Source organism: Psychrobacillus sp. BM2 (assembly GCF_048572895.1).
In the GTDB taxonomy this organism is placed as follows: domain Bacteria; phylum Bacillota; class Bacilli; order Bacillales_A; family Planococcaceae; genus Psychrobacillus.
This window is the reverse complement of record NZ_CP183878.1, coordinates 2,694,966-2,710,092: the sequence shown is the minus strand read 5'-3', so window position 1 is coordinate 2,710,092 and position 15,127 is coordinate 2,694,966. Positions and strand designations below refer to the sequence as shown.

Below are 15,127 nucleotides of genomic sequence, written 5' to 3'. Positions count from 1 at the left end.
CCTTTTTGTCTTATATTTAGTACTGCAGTTTTTTTACAATGATACTGCTGATTTCCGTTACAGGTGGACGCTTTCCGCGGGGGTTGCCTCAGCCTCCTCGCAACGTTGTTCGGATCAAACTTTTAATATGTTTTTATGAGATCTATTCAGTTATATTTTTTACTTCTTCATCTTCCGTATTCGGTACTGCAAATTCTGACGGCTCATTCCTAATGCTTCAGCAGCCTTTGTAATATTGCCATCGAATTTATCTAAAGCTTTTTGTAAATAATACATTTCTGCAGATCGTAAATACTCGTCCAGAGGAACCAATTCTTTGTCAGAAGTAATAACAAAATCCTCTGCTTTCCTTGAAGTCTCATTAAAATCTTGAACCTTCAGCTTGAAATGGAGAGGCAGCATATCAAACTTCAATACTTGCTCAGTAGTTACCATTGAGCTTATCTCATCCAACAGTAGTTCCAATTCCTTTAGATTGCCTGGCCATTCATACATTAAAAAAGCTTGAACAACATCTTCATCAATTTCTTTAATGGTGGAGCCATAGCGATTTAAATATCGATTAAAGTAATCATACATAAAAGGTAAAATATCCTCAGTTCGTTTGCGTAGTGGAGGAATACTTATTGATATTTGGGCGAAATAATAATATAGCTCCTTATTTAACTTGTTAGAAGCTATAAGATCAACTGGATCCTCACCGATGCTTGCAATATATAAATTTTGTCGTGCTTCATTTGAAGAAAGTATTTGCAACAGTTCAATTTGTAAATCGAGGGATAATAAATCAATTCTTTCACAAAATATTGTACAGTTCGAGATATCTGCTAGTTCTTTTTGGAATTTATTTATTAATAAACTATCTGAGCTATGACAAAAGAGAGAAATGAACTGTTTATTTGCTGGTGAAAGTTGGTTGTGAATACCTTCAGCTATTAAATCCTTGCCAGTACCAGCTTCTCCTACTAAGAGGATGGGCATTCGTGCATGTGCAGCTTTTATAGAACGCTCCAATACTTCCTGCATATCCGTCGAAACAGCTGTAATACTAGAAAGGGTGATTGCTTCGTTGTACCGCTTTAAAGGCTGGAAAATCAGTCTTTCTAGTGCAGTTATATCTCTAGAAAATTCAACTGCCCCAATTAATTTTTCATCAAGGCATACAGGGTATGTATCATTAATAGTAGTTATTTCTTGTCCATTTCGATTCCAGTATGTCTGTTTAGCACGTAAAACTGGTTCTCCGCTATTTAAAACTTTTAGCAATGTACTTTCTTGTTGTTCGAATTGGAAAAGCTCAAAGATGGAACGGTCGACAACATCCGTTAAATTTAAACCCTCAATTTCTTTCATTTTTTCGTTGTAAATAATTGTTTTGCCGGTTAAGTCAACAGCATGAATACCAACGGCTACTTGCTCAGTAGCAAATTTATAAAACGGTAGGTAATCTTTTATTTGTTCGTCCAAATGGCTCACCTCAAAAAAATATTTCACATTTTAGAATTTTTTACTTGAAAAACGCAACGATCTTTTGCATTATTATATATGTAAACTAAAAGAAACTGCAAATTTTTTTTGCGCTCAAATCAAAGGAGGATTTACATTTGATACCTTACAAACATGAACCATTCACAGATTTTTCGAAAGAAGAAAATAAAAAAGCGATTCAAGAAGGCTACAAAGTAGTTGATGCATACCTAGGAAATGATTTTCCATTAATCGTTGGTGGTGAACGTATTACTACAGAAGCTAAAATTAAATCATATAATCCAGCAAAAAAAGAAGAATTAGTTGGTACTGTTTCTAAAGCAACACAAGAAATTGCCTCTAAAGCTATGGATATTGCTGATGAAACATTCAAAACATGGAAAAAAGTAAAACCTGAAATCCGTGCAGACGTTCTTTTCAAAGCTGCAGCAATTATTCGTCGTCGTAAATTTGAATTCTCTGCGCTGTTATCAAGAGAAGCAGGAAAAACATGGGTTGAGGCTGATGTAGAAGTTGCAGAAGGGATTGACTTCCTAGAATATTATGGCCGAGAAATGCTTCGTTTAAAAGATGGTGCACCAGTACAAAGCCGTCCGGGTGAATATAACCAATATAACTATATTCCACTAGGTGTTGCTGTTGTTATTTCACCATGGAACTTCCCATTTGCAATCATGGCTGGTACTACTGTTGCTGCTATGGTGGCAGGTAACACTGTACTATTAAAACCAGCTTCTACAACTCCAGTTATTTCTTATAAATTTGTAGAAGTATTAGAAGAAGCAGGTATGCTTCCAGGAGTAGTTAACTTCATCCCAGGTTCTGGTGCTGAAATTGGTGACTTCATGGTAGAACACCCACGCACTCGTCTTATCAGCTTCACTGGTTCACGTGATGTTGGTCTCGGAATCGTTGAGAAATCTTCTAAATTAGCTCCAGGGCAAATTTGGATTAAACGTTCTATCCTTGAAATGGGTGGTAAAGATACAATCGTCGTTGATAAAGAGGCTGATCTAGAATTAGCAGCACAATCTATTGTTAAATCTGCATTTGGTTTCAGTGGTCAAAAATGTTCTGCATGTTCACGTGCAGTAATCGTAGAAGATGTTTACGATACAGTATTAAACCGCGTAGAAGAGTTAACAAACGCTTTAACAGTTGGTATTCCTGATAATGATGAGCATTTCGTTGGTCCAGTTATCGATAGTGCATCATTTGAAAAAATTATGGGTTATATCGAGATTGGTAAAGAAGAAGGTCGCTTAGTTACTGGAGGTACTGGAGATGATTCAAAAGGATACTTCATCCAACCAACTGTAATTGCTGACTTATCTCCAACTTCACGTATAATGCAAGAAGAAATCTTTGGTCCAGTTGTAGGTATTACGAAAGCAAAAGATTTCGATGATGCTCTTGATATCGCTAATAATACCGAATATGGTTTAACAGGTGCTGTTATTACTAACAACCGTTTAAACCAAGAAAAAGCGCGTGAAGACTTCCACGTTGGAAACTTATACTTCAACCGCGGATGTACTGGTGCGATTGTGGGATACCAACCATTCGGTGGATTTAATATGTCTGGTACAGATTCAAAAGCTGGTGGACCAGATTATGTCCAACTTCATATGCAAGCAAAATCTACATCTGAAATGCTTTAATATATACTGGCCAGACTCAGTAAAAGTCTGCCCAGATTTTGAATAAAAGGGGTAATGCACGAATGACTATTTCATCACAAGTGATTGAACAAACGAACAAATTTGGTGCAAACAATTATAATCCACTTCCAATAGTAGTGTCAGAAGCTGAAGGAGTTTGGGTAAAAGATCCTGAAGGCAACAAATACATGGATATGCTTTCTGCATACTCAGCAGTAAACCAAGGGCATCGTCATCCGAAAATTATTCAAGCACTGAAAGACCAAGCGGATCGTGTAACTTTAACTTCTCGTGCATTCCACAACGACCAACTTGGACCTTGGTATGAAAAAGTTAGTGAACTAACAGGTAAAGAAATGGTATTACCAATGAATACCGGTGCTGAAGCCGTTGAAACTGCATTTAAAGCAGCTCGCAGATGGGCATATGATGTGAAAGGTGTAGCAGCAGATCAAGCAGAAATAATTGCTTGTAACGGCAACTTCCACGGTCGTACTATGGGAGCAGTTTCGCTTTCATCGGATCCTGAATACAAGCGTGGATTCGGACCAATGCTTCCTGGTATTAAATTAATCCCATACGGTGATTTAGAAGCACTAAAGGCTGCAATTACACCTAACACAGCTGCATTTTTAATCGAACCAATTCAAGGGGAAGCTGGTATTATAATTCCTCCAGCTGGATTTATGAAAGCTGCTTTAGAATTATGTCGCGAAAATAACGTATTATTTATCGCTGATGAAATCCAAGCAGGTTTATGCCGTACTGGTAAAATGTTCGCGTGTGAGTGGGAAGAAGTAGAGCCAGACATGTACATTTTAGGAAAAGCTTTAGGTGGCGGAGTATTCCCAATCTCATGTATCGTCGCAAATAAGGACATTCTAAGCGTGTTTAACCCAGGTTCTCATGGTTCTACTTTTGGTGGTAACCCAATGGCATGTGCAGTTTCTTTAGCAGCATTAGATGTATTAGTGGATGAAAAATTAGCTGATCGCTCTCTTCAATTAGGTAATTATTTCATGGATGCATTAAAAGAAATTAAACATCCTTCTATTAAAGACGTTCGTGGTCGTGGATTATTTATAGGAATGGAATTAACAGAAGAAGCTCGCCCATTCTGTGAAGACTTAAAAGAACTAGGATTATTATGCAAAGAAACGCACGATACAGTAATTCGTTTTGCTCCACCACTAATCATTTCTAAAGAAGAGTTAGATTGGGCTATCGAAAGAATTCAAAAAGTATTCAATAAATAATAAATATTAGACAAATATCAATAATTCTATGTTACAATGGTTCCGAAGAAATTATTAAAAATTAAAGAGGCGAAGATATAAAATGGCTGAAAATTTAAACCTATTCACATCAACTCAGGCTGTTATTAAAGAGGCTCTGCACAAACTTGGTTATGACGAAGCAATGTATGACTTATTGAAAGAACCACTTCGTATGTTAGAAGTTCGTATTCCGGTACGTATGGATGACAACACAGTAAAAGTTTTCACTGGATACCGTTCACAACATAATGATGCTGTTGGACCTACTAAAGGCGGAGTCCGTTTCCATCCAGGCGTAACACCAGACGAAATGAAAGCTCTATCTATGTGGATGACTTTAAAAGCTGGTATTGTTGACCTTCCTTATGGTGGAGGTAAAGGTGGAGTTATTTGTGATCCACGTGAAATGTCAATGGGAGAAATAGAACGTTTAAGCCGTGGATATGTACGTGCTGTTGGACAAATCGTTGGACCGACAAAAGACATTCCTGCTCCAGACGTATTTACAAATGCTCAAATCATGGCATGGATGATGGATGAATACAGTCGTATGGACCAATTCAACTCACCGGGCTTCATCACTGGTAAACCACTGGTACTTGGTGGATCACAAGGGCGCGACCGTGCAACTGCTCAAGGTGTTACAATAATCATCAATGAAGCAGCAAAAAAACGCAATATTGATATGCAAGGTGCACGCGTTGTAATTCAAGGCTTTGGTAATGCAGGAAGCTTCCTAGCTAAGTTTTTAAGTGATCAAGGTGCAAAAGTTATTGCTATTTCTGATGCATACGGGGCATTACATGATCCAAACGGTTTAGACATTGACTATCTATTAGATCGTCGTGATAGTTTTGGTACTGTAACAACTTTATTTGAAAATACGATTTCTAACCAAGAATTATTAGAATTGGAATGTGATATTTTAGTTCCTGCTGCTATCGAGAACCAAATTACTGCAGAAAACGCTCATAATATTAAAGCGAATATCGTAGTAGAGGCTGCAAATGGACCAACTACAACTGAAGGTACTAAAATCCTTTATGATAGAGGAGTTCTATTAGTGCCAGACGTTTTAGCAAGTGCTGGTGGAGTAACTGTTTCCTATTTTGAATGGGTTCAAAATAACCAAGGCTACTACTGGACAGAAGAAGAAGTGGATGAAAAACTAGTGAAGAAAATGGTAGAAGCATTCCAAAATATTTACGAAGTTGCAACAACTCGTAATATTGATATGCGTCTAGCTGCTTATATGGTAGGAGTACGTAAAACTGCCGAAGCATCACGTTTCCGTGGTTGGGTATAAAGTGAAACTTCCATCAATGGGGGCTTCATCCCCTCTTGCTTAAGCACTGAACTCAGGCATTGCCGCATCGTGCGGCAATGCCTGAGTGACCAACATCCTGTTGGCCCGAACCAATCGGGGATTTACAGGCTGTTTGTCCCCGCGATATTCCGATTTTATCTACAGCCTGTTAAACCGGGATAAAAATTAAAATTAAGATGATCCGCTTGTATTTTACAAGCGGGTTTTTTATTATTAAGAAAGTATGGAAAGAGGAGGATGTTAGATGAATGCTTTTTCATTTTATAACCCTGTGAAATTGATATTTGGTAAAGGCCAAATAGGCAAACTAAAAGGGGAGTTATCTCCCTATGGGAAGAAAGTTCTTGTCGTTTACGGTGGAGGTAGTATAAAGAAAAATGGATTATACGACCAAGTAATGGACGAATTAAAAGAAGCGGAAATGGAAGTATTTGAATTGGCAGGTGTCGAGCCTAACCCAAGACTATCTACGGCTAAAAGAGGCGCGGAAATCTGTAAAAAAGAAGGAATTGATGTAATACTCGCTGTAGGTGGAGGTTCAGTGATAGATTGTACTAAACTTATCGCAGCTGCAGCTAAATACGACGGAGATCCTTGGGACTTTGTCACACGTAAAGCAGTTCCACAAGAAGCACTGCCTTTTGGAACTATATTAACGCTCGCAGCAACTGGTTCAGAGATGAATTCCGGATCTGTTATTACTAATGAAGAAACGTTAGAAAAGTACGGTTGGGGAAATCCTTTAGTTTATCCGAAATTCTCCATTTTAGATCCGGTAAATACGTTCACAGTTCCTCTTGATCAAACGGTTTACGGAATAGTGGATATGATGTCTCATATGTTTGAGCAATACTATAACAATGCCATAAATACACCTGTTCAAGACGAAATGATAGAAGGAACTCTGCGTTCAGTTATAGAAGTAGGACCACAACTCATCGATGATTTAACAAACTATGAGCATCGAGAAACTATCCTATTTGCGGGTACCCTGGGATTAAATGGATTTCTACAAATGGGATATAACGGTGACTGGGCAAGCCATAACTTAGAGCATGCCATTTCAGCAGTGTATGATATTCCACATGGTGGAGGACTGGCTATTGTTTTTCCGAGATGGATGCGTCATAACGTAAAAGTAAATCCGCAGCGTTTTGCTAAGCTTGCTACAAATGTCTTTAAAGTGAATCCTGAAGGTAAATCTGCGGAAGAAGTAGCTTATGAAGGAATAGATCGCTTAGAGGAATTTTGGAATTCTTTAAACGCACCATCCAAATTAGCTGACTATAACATAGATGACAGCAAAATTGACCTTATGGTAGAAAAGGCGATGGTATATGGCGATTACGGTAATTTCCATAAACTTAATGCAGAGGATACAAAAATAATCTTGACTGCTTGCCTTTAATATAGCTTTATTTGAAAAAAGACCACATGACTGAAACTTGTCATGTGGTCTTCTAGTTAATACTTTTTTGAAACACGATGAACCCATAACAACTAGTCACGTGTTTTTAAAACGGTACGTTGATCCTTATGTTGAGTCCATGTTCTGATTCCGTCATCCTCATCAAAGGAGATTGTAATATCTGTTACTCCTTGTTGAGTTAAAATCAGTTCCTTTAAATTATCGCGGATATCATCCACTTCGGCGAAGGTATGCTGAGGATCAATTTCTACAATTATTTCTACATGCAGATATTCACCTTCTTTTATTACTTCAAGCTTTTGAATATCTTTTACATGCTCGTTTTCAGATACAATATGAGCAATATGGACAAGCATTTGTTCATCCGTTTCTCCCAATGCCCCCCTAGCGTTGTCAAGAAATACTTTCCCAACTACATAGAACATCATTACACCGATCATAATAGAAGCGATACCTTCAGCTTGTAAAAAACCAGTGAAATGGGAAATTAGAACAGCTACAAAAGCTAAGATACCTCCTGCAGTGGCTACTAAATCTTCCATAAAAACAAGCTTTGTAGCAGGTTTAGCTCTACCTAGGTTAGCAAAACTTGTTGTTAGCGGAGAGAGAAGTGTACCTTTAATACCTACTTCATGTAATATTTCTTTCCCTGCTTTGTATAGAACCGAAAATTCTAGCACAATGGCTATAGCGAGCACACTAAGCGTAATTGCTACACCTGTAGATTCTGTTGGGTGTTGTATATGATGCCAACCTTCTATAATTGTCTCATAAGACAAAATCCCAACGATAATTACAGCGCCTAAACAAACAAGGTTTACTAAGCGACCAAAACCGTTTGGAAATCTTGGGGTTGGTGCTTTTTTAGAAAGTGCTGAACCGGTAAAAACAAAAAACTGGTTCGCAGCATCCCCTATGGAATGCATCATCTCTGCAAACATTGCTACATTTCCCGTAAAGAAGAATGCCACACCTTTTAGTATTGCTATTACTGTATTAACAATTGCCGCTATTAAGGAAGGCTTGTTACCACCTTTTAATAATTTTAAAAATTCACCCATAAGATCGCTCCTTTTAAATAGATTCTACTTCTACCGACTCGATGAATTTTTGCTTTTTTATGGTGGCATAAAATTCTGCGGTATTTTTTTTAGTGATAATGGATAATCTCATATGCATTTCATGTTTAATCGTATTATTGTCTAAAATGATGTCTTTAATGCGGATACTTTCTATATATACACCGCTCCCTTGCAAAAAGTCATACACTTTAGGAATACTTTCTGGATTTCTTACTAACACTGTAAGAGATAATTCCTTAGACCTCAATCGTTTTGGACCAATTTTAGTAAGAAGGGGAGGGATTAATTCAATTCCTACTATTACAATAATTACACTAAGAGCTGATTCAACATAAAACCCTGCACCAACTGCTATTCCTATCCCGCCAGCTCCCCAAATCATAGCCGCGGTTGTTAAGCCAGTTATACTATCATTTCCTTTGCGTAATATAACTCCAGCTCCGAGAAAACCTATTCCGCTTACTATTTGTGCTGCTAAACGTAATGGATCCATCGTTATATTGATAGCGTCATTTGGAGAGGCTTTATAAGCAGCTTCAATGGATATGTAGGTTAGTAGACAGCTAAATGTTGCAATTACTATACTTGTCTTTAATCCAATCGGTTTCTTTTTTAGTTCCCTCTCTATACCTATTATTAAACTTAATAATGCTGCAAAAATTAATTTAAATATGATTTCAGTATAATCATTAAGGTTGTTTAGCCATTCCATCAAAACTCCTCCTTTATTTCTTATATAGCATTGAGGGCTTTTTTATGCACTATCTACTATTAAACGCCCTTTTTTATGGAATAGCGTAATTTAGTAGAATTGTTTCTTTTTTATTATAAGGATAGAGGTAGTTGAAATAAAGCACTGTTATATTCGTTGTTTTGAGATAGAAGATTTTTTTATTACTTAAACTAATATTTTTGTTGGCCTTGAATGGATTCATAATTTGATACAGTAAGTCGATAATGAGCTATAAGGATGGAAAGATACCTAGGTGGTTATATTGAACAATGTAGATCCGTTCTATTAAGATTCAAGTAATTCAAGTGTATAGTAGGTATTTAAGTTTTTTTTACAAAAAGGCTTGCTTTTTATTTCTAAACGATGTATATTAATACTTGTCCTTCGGAACGAGATACAAACAACTTAAAAAACTTCAAAAAAAATGTTTGACATCAAATCTGAAATAAGTTATACTAATAAAGTCGTCAAAACGACTTGAACAACATGAACATTGAAAACTGAACATGCAAAACGTTAAGAGATATAGCTAATCAGCTAACTTAGTTAGTTTGATAGCAAAACAATTTTGACATCATTTAATGATGATGCCAGCAAAACAAATGAGCTTTTTAAGTTCTCTATTATGGAGAGTTTGATCCTGGCTCAGGACGAACGCTGGCGGCATGCCTAATACATGCAAGTCGAGCGAATGACGAAGAAGCTTGCTTCTTCTGATTTAGCGGCGGACGGGTGAGTAACACGTGGGCAACCTGCCCTGTAGATTGGGATAACTCCGGGAAACCGGGGCTAATACCGAATAATCCATTTCCTCTCATGGGGAGATGTTAAAAGACGGTTTCGGCTGTCACTACAGGATGGGCCCGCGGCGCATTAGCTAGTTGGTGAGGTAACGGCTCACCAAGGCGACGATGCGTAGCCGACCTGAGAGGGTGATCGGCCACACTGGGACTGAGACACGGCCCAGACTCCTACGGGAGGCAGCAGTAGGGAATCTTCCACAATGGACGAAAGTCTGATGGAGCAATGCCGCGTGAGTGAAGAAGGTTTTCGGATCGTAAAACTCTGTTGTGAGGGAAGAACAAGTACGAGAGTAACTGCTCGTACCTTGACGGTACCTCATTAGAAAGCCACGGCTAACTACGTGCCAGCAGCCGCGGTAATACGTAGGTGGCAAGCGTTGTCCGGAATTATTGGGCGTAAAGCGCGCGCAGGCGGTCCTTTAAGTCTGATGTGAAATCCCACGGCTCAACCGTGGAAGGTCATTGGAAACTGGGGGACTTGAGTACAGAAGAGGAAAGCGGAATTCCAAGTGTAGCGGTGAAATGCGTAGAGATTTGGAGGAACACCAGTGGCGAAGGCGGCTTTCTGGTCTGTAACTGACGCTGAGGCGCGAAAGCGTGGGGAGCAAACAGGATTAGATACCCTGGTAGTCCACGCCGTAAACGATGAGTGCTAAGTGTTAGGGGGTTTCCGCCCCTTAGTGCTGCAGCTAACGCATTAAGCACTCCGCCTGGGGAGTACGGTCGCAAGACTGAAACTCAAAGGAATTGACGGGGGCCCGCACAAGCGGTGGAGCATGTGGTTTAATTCGAAGCAACGCGAAGAACCTTACCAGGTCTTGACATCCCGCTGACCGCTCTAGAGATAGAGTTTTCCCTTCGGGGACAGCGGTGACAGGTGGTGCATGGTTGTCGTCAGCTCGTGTCGTGAGATGTTGGGTTAAGTCCCGCAACGAGCGCAACCCTTGATCTTAGTTGCCAGCATTCAGTTGGGCACTCTAAGGTGACTGCCGGTGATAAACCGGAGGAAGGTGGGGATGACGTCAAATCATCATGCCCCTTATGACCTGGGCTACACACGTGCTACAATGGACGGTACAGAGGGTCGCAACCCCGCGAGGGTGAGCAAATCCCATAAAACCGTTCTCAGTTCGGATTGTAGGCTGCAACTCGCCTACATGAAGCCGGAATCGCTAGTAATCGTGGATCAGCATGCCACGGTGAATACGTTCCCGGGCCTTGTACACACCGCCCGTCACACCACGAGAGTTTGTAACACCCGAAGTCGGTGGGGTAACCCTTACGGGAGCCAGCCGCCGAAGGTGGGACAGATGATTGGGGTGAAGTCGTAACAAGGTAGCCGTATCGGAAGGTGCGGCTGGATCACCTCCTTTCTAAGGATAATATCGGAATACAGATCTTTATCTGTATCTTAACGTTTTGCAGTTCAGTTTTGAATGTTCATTTTTATATGAAGATTCTATACTTGTTCTTTGAAAACTGGATAAAACGACATTGAAACAATAAACAACAAGAAATTCTGTTGTGATTATTTACGTAATCATGACGTGTAAGACTTTTTAACTTTTAGGTTAAGTTAATAAGGGCGCACGGTGAATGCCTTGGCACTAGGAGTCGACGAAGGACGGCACTAACACCGATATGCTTCGGGGAGCTGTAAGTGAGCTTTGATCCGGAGATTTCCGAATGGGGAAACCCACTGTTCGTAATGGAGCAGTACATTTGCGTGAATACATAGCGCATCTGAGACACACCCAGGGAACTGAAACATCTAAGTACCTGGAGGAAGAGAAAGAAAAATCGATTCCCTGAGTAGCGGCGAGCGAAACGGGAATAGCCCAAACCAAGAGGCTTGCCTCTTGGGGTTGTAGGACACTCTACATAGAGTTACAAAGGAATGAGTTAGACGAAGCGATCTGGAAAGGTCCGCAGGATAGGGTAAAAGCCCCGTAGTCCAAAATTCATTCTCTCTTGAGTGTATCCTGAGTACGGCGGAACACGTGAAATTCCGTCGGAATCCGGGAGGACCATCTCCCAAGGCTAAATACTACCTAGTGACCGATAGTGAACCAGTACCGTGAGGGAAAGGTGAAAAGCACCCCGGAAGGGGAGTGAAATAGATCCTGAAACCGTGTGCCTACAAGTAGTTAGAGCCCGTTAATGGGTGATAGCGTGCCTTTTGTAGAATGAACCGGCGAGTTACGATTACATGCAAGGTTAAGTTGAGAAGACGGAGCCGCAGCGAAAGCGAGTCTGAATAGGGCGAATGAGTATGTGGTCGTAGACCCGAAACCAGGTGATCTACCCATGTCCAGGATGAAGGTAAGGTAACACTTACTGGAGGTCCGAACCCACGCACGTTGAAAAGTGCGGGGATGAGGTGTGGGTAGCGGAGAAATTCCAATCGAACCTGGAGATAGCTGGTTCTCTCCGAAATAGCTTTAGGGCTAGCCTCAAACGTTAGAATCTTGGAGGTAGAGCACTGTTTGGACTAGGGGCCCATCCCGGGTTACCGAATTCAGACAAACTCCGAATGCCAATGATTTATGTTTGGGAGTCAGACTGCGAGTGATAAGATCCGTAGTCAAGAGGGAAACAGCCCAGACCACCAGCTAAGGTCCCAAAGTATTTGTTAAGTGGAAAAGGATGTGGCGTTGCTTAGACAACCAGGATGTTGGCTTAGAAGCAGCCATCATTTAAAGAGTGCGTAATAGCTCACTGGTCGAGTGACGCTGCGCCGAAAATGTATCGGGGCTAAACAAATCACCGAAGCTGTGGATTGATACCTATGGTATCAGTGGTAGGAGAGCGTTCTAAGGGCGTTGAAGTCAGACCGGAAGGACTGGTGGAGCGCTTAGAAGTGAGAATGCCGGTATGAGTAGCGAAAGACGGGTGAGAATCCCGTCCACCGTATGACTAAGGTTTCCTGAGGAAGGCTCGTCCGCTCAGGGTTAGTCGGGACCTAAGCCGAGGCCGATAGGCGTAGGCGATGGATAACAGGTTGATATTCCTGTACCACCAAACCACCGTTTGAGTAATGGGGGGACGCAGAAGGATAGGGTAAGCATGCTGTTGGTTATGCATGTCCAAGCAGTAAGGTGTGAATGTAGGCAAATCCGCATTCTGTAACATTGAGCTGTGATGGCGAGGACGTATGTCCGGAGTTCCTGATTTCACACTGCCAAGAAAAGCCTCTAGCGAGGTGATAGGTGCCCGTACCGCAAACCGACACAGGTAGTCGAGGAGAGAATCCTAAGGTGAGCGAGAGAACTCTCGTTAAGGAACTCGGCAAAATGACCCCGTAACTTCGGGAGAAGGGGTGCTCTTTTGGGTGCATAGCCTAGAAGAGCCGCAGTGAATAGGCCCAGGCGACTGTTTAGCAAAAACACAGGTCTCTGCAAAACCGTAAGGTGAAGTATAGGGGCTGACGCCTGCCCGGTGCTGGAAGGTTAAGAGGAGTGCTTAGCGCAAGCGAAGGTGCGAATTGAAGCCCCAGTAAACGGCGGCCGTAACTATAACGGTCCTAAGGTAGCGAAATTCCTTGTCGGGTAAGTTCCGACCCGCACGAAAGGCGTAACGATCTGGGCACTGTCTCAACGAGAGACTCGGTGAAATTATAGTACCTGTGAAGATGCAGGTTACCCGCGACAGGACGGAAAGACCCCGTGGAGCTTTACTATAGCTTGATATTGAATTTTGGTGCAACTTGTACAGGATAGGCAGGAGCCTTAGAGCCCGGAGCGCCAGCTTCGGAGGAGGCGTCGGTGGGATACTGCCCTGGTTGTATTGAAATTCTAACCCATACCCGTAACCCGGGTAGGAGACAGTGTCAGGCGGGTAGTTTGACTGGGGCGGTCGCCTCCTAAAGTGTAACGGAGGCGCCCAAAGGTTCCCTCAGAATGGTTGGAAATCATTCGAAGAGTGTAAAGGCAGAAGGGAGCTTGACTGCGAGACCTACAAGTCGAGCAGGGTCGAAAGACGGGCTTAGTGATCCGGTGGTTCCGCATGGAAGGGCCATCGCTCAACGGATAAAAGCTACCCCGGGGATAACAGGCTTATCTCCCCCAAGAGTCCACATCGACGGGGAGGTTTGGCACCTCGATGTCGGCTCATCGCATCCTGGGGCTGTAGTCGGTCCCAAGGGTTGGGCTGTTCGCCCATTAAAGCGGTACGCGAGCTGGGTTCAGAACGTCGTGAGACAGTTCGGTCCCTATCCGTCGTGGGCGTAGGAAATTTGAGAGGAGCTGTCCTTAGTACGAGAGGACCGGGATGGACACACCGCTGGTGTACCAGTTGTTCTGCCAAGAGCATCGCTGGGTAGCTATGTGTGGACGGGATAAGTGCTGAAAGCATCTAAGCACGAAGCCCCCCTCAAGATGAGATTTCCCATTACGCAAGTAAGTAAGATCCCTCAAAGACGATGAGGTAGATAGGTTCGGGGTGGAAGCGTGGCGACACGTGCAGCTGACGAATACTAATCGATCGAGGACTTAACCAAATTTGTTTCAGTTCCAATGTCGTTTATCCAGTTTTGAAAGAATAAAATTTTTATTAAAAAAACTCTTGTAATATTCTACAGAGTTGTTATAATAAAACTTGTCTTTCAATAATTATTCAAGTCTAGTGATGATGGCAAAGAGGTCACACCCGTTCCCATATCGAACACGGAAGTTAAGCTCTTTAGCGCCGATGGTAGTTGGGGGTTTCCCCCTGTGAGAGTAGGACGTCGCTGGGCTTGCAATAAATACATAAATTACCCAGGAGGATTAGCTCAGCTGGGAGAGCATCTGCCTTACAAGCAGAGGGTCGGCGGTTCGAGCCCGTCATCCTCCACCATATATTTACTCCTGCCGGAGTAGCTCAACTGGTAGAGCAACTGACTTGTAATCAGTAGGTTGAGGGTTCAAGTCCTTTCTCCGGCACCATTTTTTAGAGCCATTAGCTCAGTTGGTAGAGCATCTGACTTTTAATCAGAGGGTCGTAGGTTCGAATCCTACATGGCTCATCACTTTTTCATAGTGAATAATATATATGCGGGTGTGGCGGAACTGGCAGACGCACTAGACTTAGGATCTAGCGCCGCAAGGCGTGGGGGTTCGACTCCCTTCACCCGCACCATTTAATTTAATAAACGAGCGGAAGTAGTTCAGTGGTAGAACACCACCTTGCCAAGGTGGGGGTCGCGAGTTCGAACCTCGTCTTCCGCTCCAAAGATTCACTATAGTGCCGGGGTGGCGGAACTGGCAGACGCACAGGACTTAAAATCCTGCGGTAGGTGACTACCGTACCGGTTCGATTCCGGTCCTCGGCACCACTTTTATGAAAAA

General features: G+C 42.0%; 7 protein-coding genes, 6 tRNA genes and 3 rRNA genes. 13 read left to right on the top strand and 3 right to left on the bottom strand.

Annotated features, from left to right (window positions below; genetic code table 11):
• Positions 1 to 159: 159 nt before the first annotated feature.
• On the bottom strand, positions 160 to 1,467 hold the full coding sequence (locus ACN6MX_RS13345) for a sigma 54-interacting transcriptional regulator (RefSeq protein WP_419959363.1): 1,308 nt from the start codon (positions 1,465 to 1,467) through the stop codon (positions 160 to 162).
• 137 nt (positions 1,468 to 1,604) lie between these two features.
• On the opposite strand from ACN6MX_RS13345, the gene pruA reads away from it, so the two are divergent.
• The 4 genes from pruA to ACN6MX_RS13325 all read left to right on the top strand — a co-directional run bounded on the left by pruA (position 1,605) and on the right by ACN6MX_RS13325 (position 7,161).
• Positions 1,605 to 3,149: an L-glutamate gamma-semialdehyde dehydrogenase gene (pruA, locus tag ACN6MX_RS13340; RefSeq protein WP_419959362.1), complete on the top strand. Its 1,545-nt coding sequence runs from the start codon at positions 1,605 to 1,607 to the stop codon at positions 3,147 to 3,149.
• Positions 3,150 to 3,211: 62 nt separating this feature from the next.
• Positions 3,212 to 4,405, top strand: coding sequence for an ornithine--oxo-acid transaminase (locus ACN6MX_RS13335; RefSeq protein WP_419959361.1), 1,194 nt, complete (start codon positions 3,212 to 3,214; stop codon positions 4,403 to 4,405).
• 82 nt (positions 4,406 to 4,487) lie between these two features.
• Positions 4,488 to 5,732 (top strand): Glu/Leu/Phe/Val family dehydrogenase, encoded by a 1,245-nt coding sequence (locus ACN6MX_RS13330; protein ID WP_419959360.1) that lies wholly within the window; start codon positions 4,488 to 4,490, stop codon positions 5,730 to 5,732.
• Positions 5,733 to 5,997: 265 nt separating this feature from the next.
• Positions 5,998 to 7,161: an iron-containing alcohol dehydrogenase gene (locus ACN6MX_RS13325; protein WP_419959359.1), complete on the top strand. Its 1,164-nt coding sequence runs from the start codon at positions 5,998 to 6,000 to the stop codon at positions 7,159 to 7,161.
• Between the two features lie 92 nt (positions 7,162 to 7,253).
• Here the strand turns inward: ACN6MX_RS13325 and ACN6MX_RS13320 are convergent, their stop codons facing one another.
• Both ACN6MX_RS13320 and ACN6MX_RS13315 read right to left on the bottom strand, forming a co-directional pair.
• Positions 7,254 to 8,243 (bottom strand): cation diffusion facilitator family transporter, encoded by a 990-nt coding sequence (locus tag ACN6MX_RS13320; RefSeq protein WP_419959358.1) that lies wholly within the window; start codon positions 8,241 to 8,243, stop codon positions 7,254 to 7,256.
• A gap of 13 nt (positions 8,244 to 8,256) precedes the next feature.
• Positions 8,257 to 8,976, bottom strand: coding sequence for an MgtC/SapB family protein (locus ACN6MX_RS13315; protein ID WP_419959357.1), 720 nt, complete (start codon positions 8,974 to 8,976; stop codon positions 8,257 to 8,259).
• A gap of 643 nt (positions 8,977 to 9,619) precedes the next feature.
• On the opposite strand from ACN6MX_RS13315, the gene ACN6MX_RS13310 reads away from it, so the two are divergent.
• From ACN6MX_RS13310 to ACN6MX_RS13270, 9 genes are all read left to right on the top strand, one after another.
• Positions 9,620 to 11,173 (top strand): 16S ribosomal RNA (locus ACN6MX_RS13310).
• A gap of 196 nt (positions 11,174 to 11,369) precedes the next feature.
• A 23S ribosomal RNA gene (locus tag ACN6MX_RS13305) occupies positions 11,370 to 14,298 on the top strand.
• A 121-nt stretch (positions 14,299 to 14,419) separates the two neighbouring features.
• A 5S ribosomal RNA gene (gene rrf / locus ACN6MX_RS13300) occupies positions 14,420 to 14,535 on the top strand.
• The 16S, 23S and 5S rRNA genes sit together here with 6 tRNA genes alongside, the layout of an rRNA operon.
• 25 nt (positions 14,536 to 14,560) lie before the next feature.
• Positions 14,561 to 14,636 (top strand) — tRNA-Val (locus ACN6MX_RS13295).
• A 13-nt stretch (positions 14,637 to 14,649) separates the two neighbouring features.
• Positions 14,650 to 14,725, top strand: a tRNA-Thr gene (locus ACN6MX_RS13290).
• Between the two features lie 7 nt (positions 14,726 to 14,732).
• A tRNA-Lys gene (locus ACN6MX_RS13285) sits at positions 14,733 to 14,805 on the top strand.
• A gap of 28 nt (positions 14,806 to 14,833) precedes the next feature.
• A tRNA-Leu gene (locus ACN6MX_RS13280) sits at positions 14,834 to 14,918 on the top strand.
• A gap of 17 nt (positions 14,919 to 14,935) precedes the next feature.
• A tRNA-Gly gene (locus tag ACN6MX_RS13275) sits at positions 14,936 to 15,010 on the top strand.
• A gap of 15 nt (positions 15,011 to 15,025) precedes the next feature.
• A tRNA-Leu gene (locus tag ACN6MX_RS13270) sits at positions 15,026 to 15,114 on the top strand.
• Positions 15,115 to 15,127: the final 13 nt, after the last annotated feature.

Coding starts and splice junctions, on each gene's coding strand:
- ACN6MX_RS13315 (WP_419959357.1), bottom strand. CDS start 8,976: ATGGAATGGCTAAACAACCTTAATGATTATACTGAAATCATATTTAAA.
- ACN6MX_RS13325 (WP_419959359.1), top strand. CDS start 5,998: ATGAATGCTTTTTCATTTTATAACCCTGTGAAATTGATATTTGGTAAA.
- ACN6MX_RS13335 (WP_419959361.1), top strand. CDS start 3,212: ATGACTATTTCATCACAAGTGATTGAACAAACGAACAAATTTGGTGCA.
- ACN6MX_RS13330 (WP_419959360.1), top strand. CDS start 4,488: ATGGCTGAAAATTTAAACCTATTCACATCAACTCAGGCTGTTATTAAA.
- ACN6MX_RS13320 (WP_419959358.1), bottom strand. CDS start 8,243: ATGGGTGAATTTTTAAAATTATTAAAAGGTGGTAACAAGCCTTCCTTA.